This is a genomic window from Oceanobacillus sp. Castelsardo (assembly GCF_001659985.1).
Taxonomy (GTDB): Bacteria; Bacillota; Bacilli; order Bacillales; family Amphibacillaceae; genus Oceanobacillus.
The window spans coordinates 17,954-40,626 of the sequence record NZ_LYCS01000003.1; the positions used below are offsets into that span (position 1 = coordinate 17,954).

General features: G+C 38.7%; 20 protein-coding genes. 4 read left to right on the forward strand and 16 right to left on the reverse strand.

The window, feature by feature from the left end:
- Positions 1-12: 12 nt before the first annotated feature.
- From A9178_RS06890 to A9178_RS06930, 9 genes are all read right to left on the reverse strand, one after another.
- A complete protein-coding gene (locus tag A9178_RS06890; protein ID WP_156520718.1) occupies positions 13-750 on the reverse strand; it encodes a peptidylprolyl isomerase in 738 nt (245 codons plus the stop codon).
- A 121-nt stretch (positions 751-871) separates the two neighbouring features.
- Positions 872-1,615 (reverse strand): hypothetical protein, encoded by a 744-nt coding sequence (locus A9178_RS06895; protein ID WP_156520719.1) that lies wholly within the window; start codon positions 1,613-1,615, stop codon positions 872-874.
- An 806-nt stretch (positions 1,616-2,421) separates the two neighbouring features.
- Positions 2,422-2,727 (reverse strand): WXG100 family type VII secretion target, encoded by a 306-nt coding sequence (locus A9178_RS06900; protein ID WP_068673712.1) that lies wholly within the window; start codon positions 2,725-2,727, stop codon positions 2,422-2,424.
- A gap of 77 nt (positions 2,728-2,804) precedes the next feature.
- The gene (locus tag A9178_RS06905; RefSeq protein ID WP_068673714.1) at positions 2,805-3,107 is read right to left on the reverse strand and encodes a WXG100 family type VII secretion target; all 303 of its coding nucleotides are present in this window, start codon (positions 3,105-3,107) and stop codon (positions 2,805-2,807) included.
- Positions 3,108-3,184: 77 nt separating this feature from the next.
- Complete coding sequence (locus A9178_RS06910; protein WP_068673716.1) at positions 3,185-3,514, reverse strand: hypothetical protein; 330 nt, start codon at positions 3,512-3,514, stop codon at positions 3,185-3,187.
- 80 nt (positions 3,515-3,594) lie between these two features.
- Positions 3,595-4,017 carry a hypothetical protein gene (locus tag A9178_RS06915; protein WP_068673718.1) on the reverse strand — a complete coding sequence of 141 codons (423 nt, stop codon included), beginning with the start codon at positions 4,015-4,017 and terminating at the stop codon, positions 3,595-3,597.
- Between the two features lie 127 nt (positions 4,018-4,144).
- Positions 4,145-4,396 carry an EsaB/YukD family protein gene (locus tag A9178_RS06920; protein WP_068673720.1) on the reverse strand — a complete coding sequence of 84 codons (252 nt, stop codon included), beginning with the start codon at positions 4,394-4,396 and terminating at the stop codon, positions 4,145-4,147.
- Entirely contained in the window at positions 4,389-8,975 is a 4,587-nt protein-coding gene (gene essC, locus A9178_RS06925) for a type VII secretion protein EssC (RefSeq protein WP_068673722.1), read from the reverse strand. Before essC ends, A9178_RS06920 begins: the two co-directional genes overlap by 8 nt.
- An 849-nt stretch (positions 8,976-9,824) precedes the next feature.
- On the reverse strand, positions 9,825-10,919 hold the full coding sequence (locus A9178_RS06930; RefSeq protein ID WP_068673724.1) for a glycosyltransferase family 4 protein: 1,095 nt from the start codon (positions 10,917-10,919) through the stop codon (positions 9,825-9,827).
- A gap of 153 nt (positions 10,920-11,072) precedes the next feature.
- Here A9178_RS06930 and A9178_RS06935 point away from each other — a divergent pair, with 153 nt between their 5' ends.
- The 4 genes from A9178_RS06935 to zwf all read left to right on the forward strand — a co-directional run bounded on the left by A9178_RS06935 (position 11,073) and on the right by zwf (position 14,588).
- Positions 11,073-11,477, forward strand: coding sequence for a hypothetical protein (locus tag A9178_RS06935; RefSeq protein WP_231889804.1), 405 nt, complete (start codon positions 11,073-11,075; stop codon positions 11,475-11,477).
- A gap of 306 nt (positions 11,478-11,783) precedes the next feature.
- Positions 11,784-12,524, forward strand: coding sequence for a threonine/serine exporter family protein (locus A9178_RS06940; protein ID WP_068673728.1), 741 nt, complete (start codon positions 11,784-11,786; stop codon positions 12,522-12,524).
- 18 nt (positions 12,525-12,542) lie between these two features.
- Entirely contained in the window at positions 12,543-12,986 is a 444-nt protein-coding gene (locus tag A9178_RS06945) for a threonine/serine exporter family protein (RefSeq protein ID WP_068673731.1), read from the forward strand.
- Positions 12,987-13,109: 123 nt separating this feature from the next.
- On the forward strand, positions 13,110-14,588 hold the full coding sequence (gene zwf / locus A9178_RS06950; protein WP_068673732.1) for a glucose-6-phosphate dehydrogenase: 1,479 nt from the start codon (positions 13,110-13,112) through the stop codon (positions 14,586-14,588).
- Between the two features lie 605 nt (positions 14,589-15,193).
- Here zwf and A9178_RS06955 read toward each other — a convergent pair.
- From A9178_RS06955 to A9178_RS06985, 7 genes are all read right to left on the reverse strand, one after another.
- The gene (locus A9178_RS06955; RefSeq protein WP_068673734.1) at positions 15,194-18,277 is read right to left on the reverse strand and encodes an efflux RND transporter permease subunit; all 3,084 of its coding nucleotides are present in this window, start codon (positions 18,275-18,277) and stop codon (positions 15,194-15,196) included.
- Positions 18,278-18,280: 3 nt separating this feature from the next.
- On the reverse strand, positions 18,281-19,144 hold the full coding sequence (locus A9178_RS06960) for an efflux RND transporter periplasmic adaptor subunit (protein ID WP_068673736.1): 864 nt from the start codon (positions 19,142-19,144) through the stop codon (positions 18,281-18,283).
- A gap of 353 nt (positions 19,145-19,497) precedes the next feature.
- The gene (locus A9178_RS06965) at positions 19,498-19,995 is read right to left on the reverse strand and encodes a competence protein ComK (RefSeq protein WP_068673738.1); all 498 of its coding nucleotides are present in this window, start codon (positions 19,993-19,995) and stop codon (positions 19,498-19,500) included.
- 138 nt (positions 19,996-20,133) lie between these two features.
- Positions 20,134-20,478, reverse strand: coding sequence for a hypothetical protein (locus A9178_RS06970; protein WP_068673741.1), 345 nt, complete (start codon positions 20,476-20,478; stop codon positions 20,134-20,136).
- A gap of 134 nt (positions 20,479-20,612) precedes the next feature.
- The gene (fabZ, locus tag A9178_RS06975; RefSeq protein ID WP_068673743.1) at positions 20,613-21,035 is read right to left on the reverse strand and encodes a 3-hydroxyacyl-ACP dehydratase FabZ; all 423 of its coding nucleotides are present in this window, start codon (positions 21,033-21,035) and stop codon (positions 20,613-20,615) included.
- Between the two features lie 132 nt (positions 21,036-21,167).
- Positions 21,168-21,509: a DNA-directed RNA polymerase subunit beta gene (locus tag A9178_RS06980; RefSeq protein WP_068673745.1), complete on the reverse strand. Its 342-nt coding sequence runs from the start codon at positions 21,507-21,509 to the stop codon at positions 21,168-21,170.
- A 301-nt stretch (positions 21,510-21,810) separates the two neighbouring features.
- Positions 21,811-22,644: a flagellar hook-basal body protein gene (locus tag A9178_RS06985; protein WP_068673746.1), complete on the reverse strand. Its 834-nt coding sequence runs from the start codon at positions 22,642-22,644 to the stop codon at positions 21,811-21,813.
- Between the last annotated feature and the right edge of the window lie 29 nt (positions 22,645-22,673).

A 22,673-nucleotide genomic window follows, 5' to 3' on the forward strand; every position in this document is an offset into this window, starting at 1 on the left:
ATACTGAAAAGATTATTGATCTGCCTTATACCTAGGATCAGAGTGAAAAATGAAATGATAGCCATTCCCATCTGCTACTGCATCCATTTCATCCACATAGTTATAGTCTTCATACACGGAAGACGATACTTCTGTTAACTTTCTATACTCCTTAGCCGCTTCTTCGTATTCATCTTCTGAAATAATACCAATCCATATTTGATACATATTCTCTTTACCAGCTTCATAAGCTTTTAACAATGCTTGCTCAAATTGTTCGCCTTTTATATCCCCTGTATCTTTCACAATCATATGAGCTGAAAAATAAGCTGGTTGATATTTGTCCACATACTCCCCAATGGTAATAGATGTGTCTGTATCCGTAGAACTATTCGCTTTAACACTTACCGTGTGGGTCTCACTTTCTATTCCTAAAGGTTCCAACTCCTGCTTCATTATTTCATTAAATTGATCACTAATTAAAGCAGAAGTATAACCGTCTGCTACAAGCTTGCCATCTTTTGAAGTTATCGTTTTAAAAGTTAAATTTTCTTTCCCTTCAGGGTGTACAATCGTTGTAATCGTATCATTGGTAACTGTTCCATAACGCTCGCCAATGTGGGTTACAACAAATTTTTGATTGTATTTTTCTTCTAATAGGCTAACCGCTTGATCCGCTTGTTTCTGATCAACTTCACTACAACCGAGTAAACTAAATATGGATATCGCCATAAAAATGACACCCACCTTTTTCCATAGATTTTTACGCATATTAATCCTACTTTCCTTGTTTGAAAAACCTCGCATTCACTCAGAAGGCTTTACTTGTTATTCTAATTTTCCAGGAATAATTGATATCTGTTACACGTTTCATTTTGGTCTAATATAAACATTACGAATCATGATCCCCGATAGCGGAATGGCCCCCAGAATACCTAAAGTTATATCCATTCGGATCTGCTACCGCATCGATTTTCTCCACTACATTGTAATCAAGGAACCACGAACTAGATACATCTGTCAGTTTTATAAACTCTTCCCTAGCCTTTTCATATTCCGCTTCTGGAATGACACGAGCCTGTACTTGGTATATCGTTTCCGCCCCGGCCTCATATGCACGCGTTAACGCTTGTTCAAACTGCTCCCCAGTAATATTCCCCGTACCTTTTACAATCGCTTGGGCTGAAAAAAATCCTGGTTGATATTTTTTAACATATTCTTCAATCGTAATGGATGTATCTGTTTCACCACTACTGTTTGTCTTCATGGCTAATGTAAATGTCTCACTTTCTATGCCTATAGACTCCAGTTCTTTTTTCAATATATTATTAAATTGATCGCTGATTAATTTAGGTATATAGCCGTCCCCGATTAATTCTCCATCCTTCGTCACTTTTGTTTTAAATATTAAATTTTCTTTCCCTTCAGGATGTACAATCGTTGTAATGGTATCATTCGTAGCTGTACCGTAACGTTCCCCAATGTGGGTTGCTACGAATTTTTGGTTGTATTTTTCTTCTAATAAACTTACCGCTTGATCAGCTTGTTTTTGATTAACTTCACTGCAACCGAGTAAGCTAAACATGGATATGGCGATTAAAATGATACCCAACTTTTTCATTAATTTCTTACGCATCATATTCCTACTTTCATTGTTAACAAACCTTGCACCCACTTTTTGGCCGGCGAAAGCCTTAGTTGCATTTATACAAACCTTTCCAATGGCGTAAGTAATCGGAACGCGAGAAAAGGTTTTATGAGTGACGATGCTGAGGACTTTTACTCTCATTCCGGCACTCATCTACCTTATGAGTGACGATTCCGAGGATTTTTCCTTTCTTTCCGGCACTCATCTACCTTATGAGTGACGATGCTAAGGATTTTTCTTCTCCTTCCGGCACTCATTAACCTTATGAGTGACGATGCTAAGGACTTTCCCTTTCTTTCCGGCACTCATTAACCTTATGAGTGACGATGCTGAGGATTTTTACTCTCATTCCGGCACTCATCTACCTTATGAGTGACGGTGCTGAGGATTTTTCTTCTTATTCCGGCACTCATCTACCTTATGAGTGACGATGTTAGGGATTTTTACTTTCATTCGGGCACTCATCTACCTTATGAGTGACGATGCTAAGGATTTTTACTCTCTTTCCGGCACTCATTAACCTTATGAGTGACGATGCTAAGGACTTTCCCTTTCTTTCCGGCACTCATTAACCTTATGAGTGACGATGCTGAGGATTTTTCCTCAGCATCGTCACTCATTAACCTTATGAGTGACGATGCTGAGGATTTTTCCTTTCATTCCGGCACTCATAAACTTTGCTAGGGCTTTATCATTAGCTGTCTTATGTAAGAAAAAAATCCCTCTTCTTTTCAACCTGCAAAAAAATATAGAATGTGAGGAAAGGCGATAGAATCTATCGCCGTCCTTTTTCCTTATTTAAAAGCGTCAGCTAGATTGGTGTTCGCTGTTTCTGTTTCAAAGTATCCTTGTTCTACATTCAATCTTAAGAATTTCACATATTCATCCAAAATTTCGTAATAGGTTTGGAAATATTTGTTTGCAAATTCCTCATAAGAAGAAACCGTTGCTTCTGAAGCTTCCCCTTGCCATGTGTTTTGTAAATTTTGGATTGTTTGTTTACTGTTTGTTAGTTCGTCATGTAGTTGTTGATTTAAACGTTCGATAGTAGATGCAATATCTGAAACCTGCGCCGTACTTACTTTAATTTGTCCAGCCATTATTTATCTTTCCCTTCCATTTATAAGTTCATTAATTGTAATCTTTTCGTGTATTCGTTCATGAATTAGTTATGATATTAGTTCGTTAATTTTCTTACTTGAACCTTGTTATTTTCTTGGATTGCTGCATAGTTGGAACGTTGTTGTTCTAGCGCTTGGCTTGCTGTCATAAGCTTGTCCGCCATGTTTTTCAAATCATCATTGAAACCATTAATTTGATCCACAAATGCTAGGTTGTCTTCCCCTTCCCAAGCTTCTCCCATCGTACTTGCTGCTTGCATTAATTGGTTATAAATACTAGTGTACGATTCAGAAAGCTCCTGCACTTTTTGAGAAGCTGTTCCTAATTCTTCTGGTGTTACTCTAATTCTTTTTGCCATAATGATTCTCTCCCTTTTGTTTTAGTTAAAGGCTGTTATGTATTGGTTGTTACTATGTGGGATGGGTTTGATTGCGTTTAGATTCGCAAACCTCGGTACGAGATATTGGCTTGCTTGTTAGTTATCGGTACTCTTGCTGGGATATCAGCACTCACTCGCGGTTTATCAGCACTACCACTGGATATTTCAGCATTCACTCGTGTTTTATCAGCACTACCACTGGATATTTCAGCACTCACTCGCGGTTTATCAGCACTACCACTGGATTTTTCAGCACTCACTCGCGGTTTATCAGCACTACCACTGGATTTTTCAGCACTCACTCGCGGTTTATCAGCACTACCACTGGATATTTCAGCACTCACCCGTGGTTTATCAGCACTATTACTGGATATATCAGCACTCACTCACGGTTTATCAGCACTACCACTGGATATTTCAGCACTCACTCGTGTTTTATCAGCACTACCACTGGATTTTTCAGCATTCACTCGCGGTTTATCAGTACTCTTGCTGGGATATCAGCATTCACTCGCGGTTTATCAGTACTCTTACTGGATATATCAGCACTCACTCGCGGTTTATCAGCACTACCACTGGATATTTCAGCATTCACTCGCGGTTTATCAGTACTCTTACTGGATTTATCAGCACTCACTTGCGGTTTATCAGTACTCTTACTGGATATTTCAGCACTCACTCGTGTTTTATCAGCACTGCCACTGGATATATCAGCATTCAATCGTGTTTTATCAGCACTACCACTGGATATTTCAGCATTCACTCGTGTTTTATCAGCACTACCACTAGATATATCAGCACTCACCCGCGCTTTATCAGCACTACCACTGGATATTTCAGCACTCACCCGCGCTTTATCAGCACTACCACTGGATATTTCAGCACTCACTCGCGGTTTATCAGCACTACCACTGGATATTTCAGTACTTCATCAGGATATTTCAGCATTCAACCAAACACCATTCAACCTCGCCCTCAACCTCCCAAAAACAACCGTCAGCCTTCCTCAAAAAAGTTTATATTAGCATGAGTCTCGAGCCGTTTTGGATGCCGAGCTCGGAGACTGCCATGTTAATATTGAATATCATTCCTGTTTTTGCATCGCATAGTACTGCGTCTTGTGTTGCTTTGTATTTCCCCGCAGATAAGTCACTCAATAAAGAGGACACGAGTTGTAACACTTCACTTAATCGACTTTCCACCGGGATGTAAACATCAAAACTCTCATTTGCTGCGGGTAGGAAAATTTCAACAAGGACTTTATTCATCGCCATTCTCCTTTTCCGAGTTTAATAGTTTTACCATTACACCCTTTCCTTTGATCAAGGAGAAACCAAAAGCCGACGGGATATCATCACGCATTTCTGCAGTGAGTTTCGTAGGTTTCAAATGATACTGTTCACTAATCCCGGATCCTACCCAAATTCCATCGCCAGGATTAATATGTCGCTTGTACCATTTATCAAACGTAATGCTTGATAGGTTCTTGGATTGTTCCGACAAAATAAACGTTATGTTATATTTCGCCTCGCCTTTTTCAAGGATGAGTCCAAGTTTCTCTGCGCCTTCATTAGACAGTGCATTTTTCAATGCAACGATGGAGTTAATGATAATGACTTTATGTTCAAACTCTTCCGGCTCCACACCGTGCTCTAGCGCGTCTTTGTACGTATTATTTCGATACACAACCAGATCAAACATCGCAGTAACCGCTTGTTCAAACTCAGTTGTCGTAGCGTAATAAGTAGCTCGAGTCTCTCTATTCGTAAAGCTCCCGACCCCATCGATAACGGTCACATCATCGTCATAATGATCCGCGATGAACGTAGCCAAGTCTTGCGCGAATCGTTGATGGTCATTTTCTGCTGATAAAATCATTTGAATGTAATTTTTATCAAACGGATAGGAATGTACTTTCAAGGAATGCTTCTCTACCCCAATTGGTACGGTTAACCCTTGGTTTGGTTCCACATATTCGCTTAAAAACTCCCTATCTACCTGTTCTGGTAAAATAGGAATCTTCTTCGCGCTCGTTCCTTTCCATTCTTCCTGAAGTTTGATGGATTCGCTTTGGATAAATTGGAATGGAACAGGTTTTTCCGTTATATGAGCAATTTGGAATTCATAGATTTCCTCTTTTTTCACTAATCCTCGACCCTTATGCTTGGATGGGAATAAACCATTTGTTTTGCCAAGTATTGCCGAATAATCCGCTTCATCATTGACCTGTAGAACGAGTAATTGCTTAAAGTTTTGCATTAACCGGAAGCGAACCGCATTCGTTCCTAGTGCCGTTAACACAAAGTAAATTCCGTATTTCTTTCCTTCCCGTGATAAATAAGACACCGCTTCTTCCTTCTCTTCATACGTTTCTGTGAAGGCCGCAAAGTTATTAATCGCAACAACAATGGAAGGTATCTTTTCTCCAGTAGCTCGCACATAAGAAGTTAAATCTCCTCCATAGTCTGCAAAGCGTTTCTTACGGAATTCCACTTCTTTTTGCAACATTTTAAACAAATTACTTACCTTTTCACTGTCATAGGATAAAATGACGTCCCCAACATGTGGTGCTTTCGCAAATGCTCGTAACGTTTCCGAAGCAAAATCCAATAGATAAATGTTTACTTCTTCTGGCGTATGGTCCTGCATTAAGGAGTACACCATCGTGTTTAAAAATGTTGTTTTCCCACTACCTGCTGAACCATACACAATCGTATTTCCTTCTTCTGAAAGTGGCAGACGAAGCACACCTTGTCTTTGTCTTGCTGGATCGTCGTATTCCCCAATGACAGGATTCAAATCGAAAGAAGCATCACGCGTTATCTTGTATTTCTCTTTCACACGTTCGAGTAAAATCATCGCCGGAATTGGCTCCAACCATAATGGCCGCACTTGAATCTGTTCTTCTGCTGCGATGTTGTTCAGGTAATCGGTAATCACATCCAATTGTTTCTTCGGATTGGTGAAAAATTTCCTTTTATCGACTTTTGCTTGTTTCAGCGAACGACCATTTCGATCAATGACGACAACCGAATCATCCTTCTCCACGACAACTTTGTCAGATGGATAATACGGAGCACCCGCCCACGCGGATTGACCCATTTCAAATAATTCATTATACCCAACTTGAAGGTAGAATCGCCCCGTATCCGTAAGTTCAGCAGCGTCCGGACGTTTCAGCATGTCCATACTATCCGCTTTTTCTTGCACTTTTAAACTGACGCGGAACTTACTGTTACTCCAAATTTGATCATCCACGACCCCGCTCGGTTTTTGCGTTGCTAGAATTAAGTGAATTCCCAAGCTTCGGCCAATACGAGCGGCACTTACTAGTTGTGTCATAAATTCGGGTTGTTGTGTTTTCAATTCCGCAAACTCATCGGAAATAATGAATAAATGTTGTAATGGCTCGACAACGATCTTTTCCCGATACAGTTTTTGGTATTTGTAAATGTCAATATTACTTTCGCCCACTTTTTTACTCGCTTCAGCAAAAATCGCCTGTCTTCGTTTTAATTCACTTTCAATCGATACGAGCGAGCGCTTGATCGCCGCTCCATCTAAGTTGGTTATAATGCCAGCTGTATGTGGCAGGTTTTCAAAAGACTTCGCCATGCCCCCACCTTTATAGTCAATTAAAATAAAGGCAACTTCATCTGGATGATAGTTCACAGCCAACGATAAAATGTAAGCGATGATGAATTCACTTTTCCCGGAACCCGTCATCCCCGCAACTAGCCCATGTGGTCCGTGGAATTTTTCATGAAGGTCGAGTTTAAACAAATCCCCTAGCGTATCAACCCCAACCGGAGCTTCCAAAGATTTCGTTGGGTCATTGTCCTTCCAACGTGTGAGTGCATTCAAATGCTCTACTTTTCCTACCCCAAACATTTCGAGAAATGTCACCGTCTTCGGTAAATTAAAGGAATTCTCCGCTGCATCGAGTGGAATATTCGCTAGCTTCACACTTAGATCCGTAGCGTCTGCACCTAACTCAAGGTCTGGTTTAAAGGATGTTGTCTCCCCGGTAATATCACTCTTATCGAATAATTTCCCAGTTTGATTGTCATCGAGTTCGACAACCATCGTACATTCTTTTGGTAAATTTTTAATTTCATCGTAAAAGGTTAAAACACTTATATGTAAATTCTCTTTCTTCGCATAAACCTGTTTCAGCATTTCCGCACGGTTCGCTAGCTTTTTACTCATCGCAAACACAATATAGTATGGCGTAATATCTTCCATCTTACTTTCGTTTGTAGCGATGCGTGTTTCAATTTCATTTTCTATGTACGCTGAAACTTCTTTCATTTCATTCTGATTCGTAGCGATGAACCGGAACTTATTATCATTACTCCACACATGCGGCAACCACTTCGTAAAACCAAAATCTTCTTCCTCTTCCTCATCATAAATAAAGATCATTTTGACTTCATCGTAGCTATATAATGTTGCCAATTGGAAGATAAGGCCTTTTGCAAAGGAAAGAGTCTGCTTTCTATCGCCAATCACACCAGAAATATGATTTTCAAATAAGGATAACGTGATCGGAATGTCGTTTAAAATTTTTGGTGATTCACATAACGTGTACAATTCTTCTTGCAAATTATCATCATCAATCGAGAACTTTTTCTCCGAATAATTAATATCCGCATTTAAAAGTCCCTGACCTAAACCAATTCTCAACTTCAAGAAGTCGTTCTGTCCAAATCCACGTTCCCATAAATTCCGGTCGACATTTTCAATTCTATGTATGAGTTCCGTCACAGGCGGATGATTTTCCCGCAAAATTTCTTCCTGTTTCTCTATTTCTTCATTAAAAAGGACAGCAATTTTATTCAAATATTGCTTGTACTTTTCTTGGCGAACCTTTTCCTTTTTGCGCCTGCGCTTTCGATCGAACTTTTTCGTCAAAATCGGCCAAAGAATCGTACCGAGTAACATGCTGATGGACATAACTACGGAGGGAATCGCTCTTGTGAAATCCCCATATTCCATCGCACGATTGACAGCAAAAATCGCCGTAGCCATCGACGCCATTCCCATCGTCATCGAAGGACCTAACACTAACATTAACGGCATTTCTTCCCCAATCGCGTCTGGTGGCGGTGAATCGACTTTAAACTGTTTCCTCTCGACATCCCTCTTAAAGCGAGGAGATCGATAGAAATAATCTACCTCAGGTGCCTCAAATTCCTCTTCCTCATCAATTAATTCCACTTTTTGACTAACAAAAGGCTTTAACATCTGTTGAGACACCGTACCATCCGGATTGTTGAAGGAAATAAATTGACTCCCAATAATCAGTTTAAAACCCATGATGTATATCACATCACCAATATGTAATGCCGTATGCTCCCGCTCCACTCGTCTTCCATTGACAAACGTACCATTCGTACTCCCTTTATCCGTCACCGTCCACTCCCCATGATGTACCGATAAAACCGCATGTTCCGAGGAGACAAATTTATTATTCAAAACAATATCGTTTTGACTCGATCGACCAATGGAAATGTCGACATCTTTTCCAACTAAGAATTTCGTGAACTTTTGTCGATCATACGTACTAGGCTCTGTGAAAATATAGGACGTATTCTCACTATCCTCTTTTTTAATAGGATAAATACTCAAAGGTTCGAGCACCGTATTTCGAACCGGTTTGTCATTACCGCCAATCAGTTTTACTTCCTTATTCGACTTTAAAATCCACTCCCCATTAATTCCCTCAATCCCCATTACCTTTTTCTTCTTGTTATCAAAAAATTCATCAATCCAATACTGCCCTCTTACTTTCTCAGGTAATGTAATGGAATGGATATTCTCTCTGTTTAATAAAGTAACAATCATTTTCAAAATCCCCTCTAGACCGTCCGGAAAAACCATATATATGTGGGTTTGACATAAAATGTCATCATTACAATTTATTGGATACCAGTACTTGTACAGAATATCAGCATTCACTCGCAAGATATCAGCACTCGTATCTCAGATATCAGCATTCGCTCACTGGATATCAGTACTCGTATCCCAGATATCAGCATTCACTCACTGGATATCAGTACTCGTATCCCAGATATCAGCATTCGCTCACTGGATATCAGCACTCGTATCCCAGATATCAGCATTCACTCACTGGATATCAGTACTCGTATCCCAGATATCAGCATTCGCTCACTGGATATCAGCACTCGTATCCAAGATATCAGCATTCGCTCACAAGATATCAGCATTCGCACGTATCAATAGAAATGAAACACAGTTCCCTAGGATAAATGTCCTAATTCCAATTTTTTTACATGTAAAGTTTATGTAAATTTATACAACTTTCTCCAAAAAACACTATAATTTAGTAAAAATCTAGTAAATAGGATGTTCCGCCCACTAACCCCTATCTTTATCCTCATCTAGTTGCCCTATATTAAATAGGTACTGAAACATGACAGTTTAATCAGATAGGTTTTTATACATAAAATCATTCTATTAAAACTTACCTATACGAAAAAGTGCTAAAAGTCGTAGGATAATTGGTACGCGTATGTTACATTCGCCCCATACAATTGGTAAATATTTCATAATACATTCAGCTGGTTGTGGAATGCATAAGTTTGATTTTTAGATAAAGACAGAATAATTAACGGATCCTTCTACAAATAACGAACAAAAAAGGCGAGAAACTACAAAATGTAGAATCTCACCTCAGCCACTTTCTTCACTTTCCTTACATCGTTTCTTTTTTCGTATAAATTTTAAAACTCCGTCGATAATTGGCCGTTTTCCGCCCAAAACAATTCCTGTTAATTCGGCAAATATATGCAATACTAAATAAACAAGCAAGGATACAACGATTAATGTCGTTAATTGTGCATAATTAAATAAAATAGCGAGTCCTCCGAAAAGGATGCTAAAAGCATAAATAATCATTACAGTTTGTCGATGTGTGAAACCCGCTTCAATTAATCGATAATGAATATGCTTATTATCCGGTTGCATAATTTTTTCCTTATTCTTGGCTCGACGATAAATTGCAAATAACGTGTCGAAAATTGGGACAGCGAGCACAATAACCGGAATGATGAAGCTAAAGAATGCTACTTCTTTAAACAATCCTAATATCGAAACAACGGATATCATGTACCCGAGGAAATTCGATCCGCTGTCACCCATATAAATTTTCGCTGGGTAGAAATTATGAAATAAAAATCCGATATTTGCACCAATTAAAGCAATAGAAAGATAGGCTACCATCACTTGTCCATCCATCAGTGACATAATAAAAATACTAATAAGGGCAATACCCGATACTCCGGTAGCAAGTCCATCTAGGCCATCAATTAAATTAATGGCATTCGTAATTCCTACAACCCACAATACAGTAATTAACACACTAAAAAATCCGAGTTCAATGGTCCCAATAAAGGGTACCGTAAATCGTTCAATAATTAACCCAGCATTCACTAGAAAAGATGCCGCAATTAATTGTCCAGTTAGTTTTGCAATTGGAGTAATCGCATACTTATCATCGATTGCCCCAGTTAATAATACAACAAACCCACCAATTAAAATTTCTGGAAGTTGATGATGGCTTGGATGAATATTAATTATTGCCAGAAAAAAACCTGCAAAAATAGCTAATCCGCCTAATCTCGGAGTTACAACTTTATGAATCTTACGTTCGTTTGGAAAATCAACTGCTCCTATTTTAATAGCTAATTTTTTTACTGGAATTGTTAATAATAACGATGCAACGAGTGCGATAAAAAATGCGATCGACAAATCGACATAATTAAACATATTATTCTCCTAATGTTGCAATATCTTCTACTTAGTTTTACCTTTTCCTACTAAATTATAGCTAATTCTAACTGATATTAGAAATTTAAATTGCTTTTTTCATTCCCAGGCAGGAATATTTATGGTAATTTATGTCTTGGGAGGTGACAAATTTTGACATACATACCTGTACTAGCTGCCGCGATTGCTGCGATTGGAATTTTATTTTTTTTCAAAAGAAATTTAGAAAAGATTAAAGAAAACCCAGCAATGATAGAGAAATACCAGACGAAGCTTTTCATCGGTTCTGCCATTAGTGAAGCTATCCCAATTGTTTTAATCATTATAGGATTCGTAAATATCGAACCAATTGGGTCGGTCGATGAACTAATTGTGCCGTTCACCATCATTATCGGACTTATTGTATTTGCTATTATTTATATTTTCTTACAGTCACGCATAGATGTAGATGAAAACGCAAAATCCGTAGTACGAAACTTCGGATTAATATCAATCGGGCTCGTAATAGCAATCCCAGTAATATCATTAGTCATGCTATTGATGATGGTACCTCAATGAGACAGAGGGACAGGTACCTCGTCCCAAAGTTTATAAATAATGAAGAACAGGAATCCTCGTCTCTACGTTTCACGATTTCCTACCTACACGATTGACTGTAATGAGGATTCCTCCAAGAACACCAAAACATCATTCCCCATAACCTAACAATATTCCCCAGGAAATATTCATTTTCATGGATATTTCCCATTATCCTCTATAAGACTACCCGTAGATACAATTACTGCAAATCATTTCTATTCCCTTTCCTTTCTACCCAAGTAGACTTATAATATATTCAAATTATTTGATTGGTAGGTAATTTAAATGGAGAAAGCTATGATTGAGAGGGTGTGTATGCTTGCTGGAAAAATTATGCTTGTTAGCGGTGCGGAGACATACCGTGTGGAAGATACGATGAATCGAATCGCCAATTCATTTGGGGCTCCAAATGCGCAAAGCTACGCAACTCCTACAGCAATAAACTTTGCTATTGGGGCTGATTCAGAGGCGAAAATTTTACGTATTCAGAAACGATCAACAGCTGATTTAAATAAAATTGCGGAAGTGAATAGCATTTCTCGCAAAATTACTGCTGGTGAGATAGACTTAGGAAAAGCCTTTATTCTATTACAAGAAGTGGAAAAAGGTCAGTTGTACCCAGCTTGGTTGCAGATCCTTGCTGCCGCTATAGTCAGTGGTTGTTTCGCCGTTATGTATGGTGGGGATTGGGATAACTTTCTGCCAGCATTAATTGCAGGAGGGATAGGATTTGCCGGAATGATAGGATTTGAAAGATTTGTCGAAATCCGCTTTCTAGCAGAGTTTCTCGGTGCCTTTTTAATCGGAATCTCTTCCCTTCTTTTTATCCATTACAGATTTGGTACTTCTCTCGACCTTGTAATTATTGGTGCAGTTATGCCGCTCGTTCCAGGCTTACTCATCACTAACGCAATGCGAGACTTAATGGCTGGTCACTTGGTGGCAGGGGTTTCTAAAGGCGTCGAAGCATCATTAACTGCGGTTGCGATTGGTGCTGGTATTGCAACGATTTTTGCTTTTATGTAAGAGAAGGAGGGCTATCCCATGCTAATAATTTTGCCACAGTTAGTCACGAGTTTTATTGCTTCAGCAGGTTTTGGTATTATATTTAATGTACCAAAGCAATCTATCATTCAAAGCGGTCTCGTTGGGATGTTTGGTTGGATCTTTTATTATTCACTTACCGCTTATGGAATGGATGTTGTCCCGGCTACAATATTTGGTGCAGTTTTAGTTTCCATACTAAGCTATATCTGTGCTAAAATTTACAAAACACCTATCATCGTCTTTACAGTTTCTGGAATTATTCCGCTAGTACCAGGTGGGGTTGCTTATCGAGCAATGCGACAATTCGTGGAAAATAATTATGATTTAGCAGTGCAATTATCCGCACAAGTAATGCTTTTAGCCGGCGGAATTGCAATTGGACTAATGTTTTCAGAAGTGGTCAATCAGATTGTAAAGAAGATTTTTATTAGGAAAGATTAACACAAAAGTCGTTATAAAATTCCAAATAAACTTTTATATAAAAAGTTTTATTAATCATTTGCTATAATTTTCTGTTTTCTCTATTATAGTAAGTATATACTTTTTTAAGCGGGGGAATTCAAAATGAATGAAAATACACAGCAACCCAAAGTTGTTTTTGTTATATTTGGTGCAACTGGAGACTTAGCGAAGCGTAAACTATTCCCTTCCATTTATAACCTTTATAAAAAAGGTAATTTAAGTGAAAACTTCGCAGTTGTAGGGTTGGCACGTAGACCTTGGACAAATGAAATTTTGCGCGAGAATGTAGAAAGTTCTATCCGCAAAGCTACTTCTACTGAAGAAGAGTTAAGTGATTTCATTTCCCATTTCTATTATCAATCGTTTGATGTTACAGATGATTCTACATACGATGGTCTAAATAAATTGATCATCGATTTAGAAGGAAAATATGAAACAGATGGTAACCGTCTATTCTATCTAGCAATGGCACCTAACTTCTTCGGCTTAATCGCGAAAAAACTAAAAGAATATGGTCTAAAAGAATCTGCTGGTTGGACTCGTCTAATTATCGAAAAACCATTTGGAACGAATTTAGATACAGCGAAGGAATTGAACAATGAAATCCGCGAAGCATTTGAGGAAGATCAAATCTATCGTATTGACCATTACCTAGGAAAAGAAATGGTCCAAAATATTGAGGTCATTCGTTTTGCTAATGGAATATTCGAGCATTTGTGGAATAACCAATTTATCTCGAATATCCAAATTACGGCAAGTGAAGTACTTGGGGTAGAAGATCGTGCTCGTTACTACGATGAATCCGGTGCTGCACGTGACATGTTGCAAAACCACATTTTACAAATGGTTGCCCTTCTTTTAATGGAGCCACCAATTAAGTTAACAACGGAAGAAATTCGTTCAGAAAAAATCAAAGTACTTCGTGCGCTTCGAAAAATCGGCCCTGATAAAGTGTACAAATATTTTGTTCGTGGACAATATGACGCTGGGGAGATTGATAATGAGGCTGTACCAAGTTACCGTGAAGAACATGAAGATCTTGCTTTCTCCAATACAGAAACATTTGTAGCAGGTAGACTTCTTGTCGATAACTACCGTTGGGCTGGCGTACCAATTTATGTACGTACTGGAAAACGCATGGCAGAGAAAACGATTAGTATCGTCGTTCAATTTAGAGATATTCCAATGAACTTGTATTACGAATCACATAAGCAACGATATCCAAACTTGCTTAGAATTAATATCCAACCTGATGCTGGCGTTACCCTTACGATTAACGCGAGTAAAGAAGGAACTGGATCATTAGCAGAGCCAATCGAATTAACATACAATCAAAATGATGTTCCTGGAATCAACACTCCAGAAGCATATGAAAAATTATTGTATGATTGCACGATTGGGGATGCAACAAACTTTACCCACTGGGATGAAGTAGCATTATCTTGGGAATTCGTTGATCCTATTTTAGAAACATGGGCAGCGAAACAACCAAGCTTCCCTAACTATAAATCCGGATCCATGGGACCAAAAGCAGCAGACGAACTGCTTGAAAAAGATGGTTTCCATTGGTGGGACGTTTAATATAAGAACCCCCTCATTCGCTTTTTGCGTGTTGAGGGGGTTTTTGTTACTTTTAGTAGTGCCAGACACCCTGGATTCACCGCTACCATCGGGATGAGTGACGATACGAAATAGAAATCATATGATAGCGCAACTCATAGGACCGATGAGTGACGGAACGAGATAGAAATCATATGATAGCGCAACTCATAGGACCGATGAGTGGCGGAACAAGATAGAAATCATATGACAGCGCGACTCATTGACCCGATGAGTACCGGAACGAAATAAAAATCATATGGTAGCGCGACTCATAAGCCCGATGAGTACCGGAACGAAATAAAAATCATATGGTAGCGCGACTCATTGACCCGATGAGTACCGGAACGAAATAAAAATCATATGACAGCGCGACTCATTGACCCGATGAGTGACGGAATGAGAAAGAAATCCGAATATAGCGCAACTCATTGACCCGATGAGTGACGGAATGAGATAAAAATCATATGATACCGCTACTCATACAAGAGTCGCGCGCTCATACATGAAGTTGAGCACTACGAACAGCCCCATCCCAAAACCCCACAAAAAACAAACCCACGCTATCACCTAGCGTGGGCCTCCCTTTATTCTTCTACCGTCTTTTTCTTTTTTCTTCTCGTAAACTTCGCTGTGAAGTTATCTAAAATAATATAAATAACCGGTACGAAGAATAATGTAAATAGAGTCGAAGCACTTAAACCAAAGATTATCGTAACTGCAAGTGGTTGCTGCATTTCAGCTCCTTCACCGAGTGCTAATCCTAATGGTATCATAGCAAGCACGGTTGTAAGAGTAGTCATTAAAATTGGTCGTAGCCTACTGCGGCCGGCCTCGACAATTGCTTTATTTCTTGTCATTCCTCGTCTTCTTAAGATATTAATATAGTCTACCAGAACGATAGAGTTGTTCACTACGATACCAGCGAGCATGATGATACCGATAAATGCCGGAATACTTAATGGCAGTCCTGTTATTAAAAATCCTATAATTACCCCGATTACCGTGGTCGGCAATGCGAACATAATGATGAATGGGAATAGGAAGTTTTCAAATTGAACAGCCATGACCGCGTACACTAGGAATATGGCAAAAATGAGCGCTAATGCCAGTTGCCCAAATGCTTCTACCATATCTTCCGCTTGCCCGCCGATAGAATAACTATATCCTTCAGGGAAGTTCATCGCACCTAGTTTTGCATCGATATCTTGCATGACACTTGCAAGATCACGGCCTACGAGGGCACTAGATACATTCATTTGTGGTTGTTGGTTTTCCCTTTGTAATGTAGCCGGTCCTTGTACTTCCTCAAAGGATGCTACTTCTTCTAATGGAATGACTCCACCGTTCGTTGACTGAACGTTCATGTCTTTAATGTCATTAATCGTTGAGCGTCTTTCCTCTGGATAAATTAACGTAACGTCAATCTCTTTTCCAGCCTCACGATATCGTGTTGCAATTTGTCCGTTAAACTGTAATTGGATTTGACCAGTCACTTGTGATGGAGTTAACCCATACATAGCAGCTTTGTTTTCATCGACATGGATTTCCATATGTGGGATTCCATCTGATGCACTTGATGTAGGGTTAAAGACCCCATCTACCGTTGAAATTTCATGGGCTACTTGTTCAGACAGATCACGTAAAACATCATGTTCTGGACCATTTAAAATAATCTGAACGGGGTCCCCCATACTCATACTTACTCCGCCATCCATTGCACTTGCGGTTATTTCAGCACCAGGGATTTTTTGTAATTCTTCATCCATATTTTGCACAATTTCAGTCGTAGATTTCGTTCTTTCACTGGCGGGGGTGAGCATTAACGTATAACTCGCACCACCATTCGATCCACCAGCTCCCATCATTCCACCTGATGAACTAACGATGACATAACTTACATCTAAAACTTCATCGTATCCTGCTAGTACTTCATTAACTTGTTCCACAATCTCATAAGTGTTCTCAAATTTTGTTCCCGGCTCTGTTTCCACGTTAATCATTGCTTGCCCTTGATCAGATGACGGAATAAACTCCGCTCCTACCAGAGGAATAAGTACTAAACTTCCAACAATCATTAAGGTAACAACGATAACACTTGTTTTACGATATTTCATTACTTTCTTTAGAGCCTTACTGTATTTGTCTCGTAACCAGTCTAAGAATCTATCAAACCAGTATCTGCGCCCTTTATCTTCCATTGCTTTTGCTAAAAGTTTAGAAGATAACATTGGCACTAATGTAATTGCGACAACTAATGATGCAATAAGAGAAAAGGCAACTGTCATTCCAAGTGGCATGAACAAGTCTGCTGCGATTCCATCTACAAAAACCATAGGTAAAAATACGACAATCGTTGTTGTTGTTGATGCAATAACTGCTGGAGCTAACTCTGACGCACCTTTAATCGCGGCATCTTTCAAACTTTCTCCATTTTTTCGATACGTATAAATGTTTTCTAAAATAACAATCGAGCTATCTACCATCATCCCAATTCCAAGCGCTAATCCACCTAACGTCAGGACGTTTAATGTATATCCTGTAAAGTACATGAGCGCAAAGGTAGAGATAAGCGCAATTGGAATCGATAGTCCGATAACAAAGGTTGCACGAATGCTCTTCAGGAATAGTAATAGGATAAAGAAGGAAATGACGCCACCGATAATAATATTGGATAAGACACTATCTACTGACATTTGAATGAACTCTGATGTATCGATAATGACATCTAAATTTACATCATCCCCAAGTTCAGCTTGAATCTTTTCCAAGTTTTTCTGTACGGTATCTGCAACCGCTACTGTATTTGCATCGGTTTGCTTCATAATGGATAAAACTATTGACTCTTTCCCATTTACTATCGAAGCTGAACTCTCTTCTTTATATGTATCTTTGACTTCAGCAACGTCTTCTACATGAAGGACGGCTCCTGACTCGGTTTGAATGACCGTTTCACGAATATCATCTATCGAATCAAATTCGCCTGTCACCCGTAACTGCAAGTCTTTATTTCCTTTATCCACCGTACCAACCGAAGCAGATTGATTACTTTCCCCGAGTGCTTGCTGAATCATTTGTGTGGAAACACCATATTGTTGTAATTTGGCTGGATCAACTACTAACTGTATTTCTCGAACCTTTGCCCCTTCTACTGTTACAGAAGCAACTCCTTCTTGTCTTTCAAGGAAAGGGACAATTTGATTATCTGCAAGCTCCGTTAATGTTGCAGCGTCTTTCCCCGTTAAACCGATATACATAACGGGCATTGCCTCAGGGCTGAAGCGTAGAATACTTGGATCCCCTGCTTGTTCTGGAAGCATCCCTTTAATTTGGTCGATTTTTTCCCGAACATCAAGCATGGCCTGGTCGAGATCGGTTCCATTCTTAAACATCATCATAACAAGCGATGCACCGGATTGTGATTGAGATTGAACGGTGTCTATCCCCTCAACAGTACTAACTGCTGATTCGACTGGGCGAGAGATTAAATTCTCTACATCCTCTGGTGCTGCATCTTCATAATTGGTTGCCACTACAGCGATTGGTAGTTCAATCTCTGGAAAAAGATCGACCGCCAAGTTTCGGACAGAAACAAAACCTAATGCTATAATGGCAAGCACAATCATAATGACACCGACAGGACGATTTACGGAAGTTTTTATTAATTTCACGATTTACTCGCCTCCTGTAACGTTCACTTCAGCGCCATCGGTTAATGTTAACTGTCCCGTCGTAACAACTAGTTCTCCTGCCTTCACTTTACCTTCTATAGCAGTAACATCTGACTCCGTTTCTAACACTTTTATTTCTTGTTTGGTTGCTACATTATCTTTTACAATAAAAATAAAACTCTTATTTTCTTCACTCACAACGGCTGAAGTAGGAACTAGAATAGCAGATTCCATTTTCTTTTCGGGTATACGAATATCAGCAACAACCCCAGGTAAAATCTCTCTCTCTTCATTATCCACTGTTGCGATAACAGAATATAATCCTGTTTCATTCGGAAGTGTACCTACATTTGTAACCTTTGCTTCGTATTCTTCACCCTCAACAAATACGTCTACTTTGTCTTCTTCAGAAATGAAAGACAACAACTGTTCAGTTACGGAAAATTCAATTTTCACCGTGTCAAGATCTGCAACCATAGCAACCGGTTCTTCTGGGTCCACCATATCTCCTTTATTCACTAAAAGGTTAATGACTTCCCCATCTGTTGTCGAGCGAACATTTTGGTTTCCAGCTGCTGTGGAGATTTTGATAATAATATTATCATCTTTCACTTTTTCTCCATTTTCCACTCGTACTTCTTTTACTTCACCAGGTGCTTGAGCCATAACCGGCGCAGCATGATTCGGTGCAGTACGGCCATAAATTGACTTTTCAATAACTAAATCCTTTTCTACAGCTTCTTTCGCTTCTACTGCCACAACTCTTTCTTCTTGTTCTTCGTCTGCTGCGTTTTCATTACTCTCCGTACATGCCGCAAGTAATGAAACGATTAGTACGAAGAAAATTCCTAAAATAACCTTTTTCATCCCTCTCATTTCCCCCTTCTCGTTCTTCTTTTTTCTATGTACAAATTGCTATATTTATTCATTTTTAAATGTAATTCCCATACATACCTCCTTATTATCTCACTTTCTGATTCAGCGTTCCACCATGGCGGTTTGAAATTTTTGACATTTTAAAATAAGGATATGTATCCTCTCTTTGGCACATAAAAAAGTATAAATTATCTTATCGTGCATAAACACAACTAAGGCATTCACAGACTAAGCGAATGCCAAGTTTACTAATAGTACGATTAAGATTTCATTATGTTTCACTTTTTATTTTTAAATTTACTTTTTTAATCCCCAAAATCAACTAAAGATGCAAATATGACGACTCACCAAAGCTTTGGTCCATGCCCAAATAACGTATACCGGTTAAAATGGACGATCACTTGACTTGCACGCTTATATTGGCGGTCGAACACAGCGGCTGTTGATGGAATAAGTTCACTCGTTCCATCATGAAAGAAAACCAATGTTTGTTCATCGGTATTCCTATACTGTTTAATTTGGTGATATGCAATCCATACGCAGTTTTTGTTTCTTGTAGAAGCTGTTGGGATGAAGTAAATACCTGACTGAGGGTTGATTGGAATAGGGATCTTACTAGAGGATTTTAAAATTTCTCCTACGACTTCTCTTCTGCCATTTAACGTAGAACCAAATCGCTTACAATTATAATCGATAATTTGCTCGGGTTTATACGGGGAATAACTTTTATCATCGTCCGTTGTTTGATTTTCTTCAATAATACAAGAACGATAATATGCAGAATCCTCCTCTACTATCATTTTTGTATCTTTTGTTACCGTGTAGTACGGTGCTTTCACCATGTATATCCTCCTAACATTATTCAATTTCTTCATTATTGTACTATATAATTGGAAAATTTCAATAAAATAGGCAGCAATTTTATTGAAACAGAAGAAAAAACAGAACAACGTTAAAGTTGCTCTGTTTCACTAAATGTATTATTGATTGTCTCTGTTGTCTTTATCATCTTTGTTGTTAAGGTTTGGATCATCATTTTGGTTATCTAACCCATTATCATCAGTTTGATTATCTAAACCATTATCTTCCGCTGGATTATCGTTTCCATTATCATCTTCTTGATTCAACGGAGCCTCGTCTTCATCCGTTAATGGAGCTTCATCATCCATTGGATCTTCTGCTGGTGCTTCATCCATTTGGTTGTTATCATCTTCTACTGGCACGTCATCATCGATTGGATCATTATCATCATTATTACCACATGCCGCAACAAGCGATAAAGCCAGAATTGGTGCACCAAGCTTAATTAAAAATTTCTTCGTCATAAATGTTCCTCCTTTTTCTAGTCTCGAGTTTAGGATTACCATTTATGACAAAATCATTCATTTTTTTACCATTTTTTTAAAAAAATTATTTAATCACGTCTTAACTAGCAGGAAGACCTCCACTGATTGAAGATTCACTTTATCGCAAAGGTGATTTCTGCTTCACAAGCTATTTCACCGTCAACTGTAGCGATTCCTTTTCCTTTTCCAATCGGTCCCTTCATTCTTGTAATTTCTATTTCTAGTTTTAACTGATCTCCTGGACGCACTTGACGTTTAAAACGGCATTTGTCCACACCAGCCAAGAAGCCAATCTTCCCTTTATTTTCTTCCTTGCCAAGTACCGCAATTGCTCCTACTTGTGCTAATGCTTCGATAATAAGAACTCCAGGCATTACCGCATATTGTGGAAAATGTCCTTGAAAAAACGGTTCATTCATCGTTACATTTTTTAAGCCGACAACACGTTTACCTTCTTCCATTTCAGTAACTTTATCCACTAATAAAAACGGATAGCGATGTGGGATGGTTTCTTTTATTTGTTCTATTTCCATCATGATACTAGCTCCTTTTTAAACACGCATTTTTAGTAAAAATAAGTCTTGTCGTTATTATAACAAAATTCCCAAGTGAAACGAATTGGAAAATAAAAATAGCACTCCATCCCATGATGAAATGCTAATTCTTCCCTATTTCGGTTCCATAACAATATCTATCAAGTGTTGCCAGGTGTCGACTTTTAAGGCATCAATTGGGTTACCGTCGCCTAGAACACCATAACCTACCATTAATCCTACTACAAGAGCTGTTAAAGCGAGTGAAAGCACGACAATAATACGTAGCCAAATCGGGAACATTCTCCGTCTTGGGCGCTCGAACTTCAGAAATTTATTCTGTTTCTTTTGTTCTTTATGTTGCTTTCTTGTTTCCGCATTATTCTTCTGAGGTTTCTTTTCGGCTGTGTTCTTTTTCTCTTTCTGCTCTTTAGTTGTAGGATTTTCAGCAACTTTTTCTAACTGTTCTGTTGACATATTCGTAACTCCTCAATCCTGACAATCGCGTCCGTTCTATATATTAAATGTTATTCAAACAAGCTAATAAAAATACCTATTAAATTTCATTTTATATATAAAATATTATCACAGGATAGCACTGTATATCTAGAACTATTTTAATAACAATTGAAAAAGGAAAAAATCCAGCTTCATCCATAGGGCCCACAACCGGTATACACTTCGCTTCAAGGATATTTACAGGACTCTTTTGAGTTGTTTACTAGCTAATTTCCCCCCAAAAAAGCTTTGTGTATACAAGTTGCTTCGTATAAAACGTTTAAGACCGCAATCCATTCACAAGTCCCATCATTTGATCTGACATGGAAATGGTGCGGGAATTAAATTGATAAGAGCGTTGGGTAAGGATTAAGTCTGACATTTGTTGGGATATATCTACATTGGATTGCTCTAGAGCATTGCTTTGGATTAGTTTCGTCTGTGTTTGGACGTCCTGAATAATATCCGCAAGATTATAATCGAGCTCTTCTAGATTCGGTAAGCGGAACATATTTTGTCCTGCTGCCTCTAATACATTGGGACGAATTGCTTCCACTATATCGATTGTCCCTACTACTTCCACAAAACTTCCACGCTCCACGACAACTTGTCCATTGTCACGAATGGAAATGGAATCAAAACCATCTGCAAAAGTGATTGGACCATTTTCGCCAAGAACGGGATTTCCATTTTTTGTCGTCAATGTTACGGACTGTTCATCCGTACCTGGACTTAAGTAAAAAGCCCCATCACGAGTATACATCGTTTCCGTTTCCCCATTATTTGTAACTTGGATTTGGAAAAGCGCATTTTTATTTAATAAAGCAGTATCTAAAGACCGGTCGGATGAAACAATTGATCCTTGGTCCAAATTTAAAGTGGTCGCACCTAATCCAGCACCTGAGCCAATTCGAATACCATCAGGAGTTAGACGTTGTTCTCCATTGTCCGGATTATTTAAATTATCAATCTGTTGGTAAAGCAAGGAGGAAAATTCAGCTCCACGAGATTTGTATCCTGTTGTTTGGCTATTTGCGATATTATTCCCAACGATGTCCAACTTGTTTTGTAATTGATTCATCGTTACTGCTGCTTGTATCATCATACGAGACATTAAAATTCCCTCCTAAAAGTCGTTCAAAA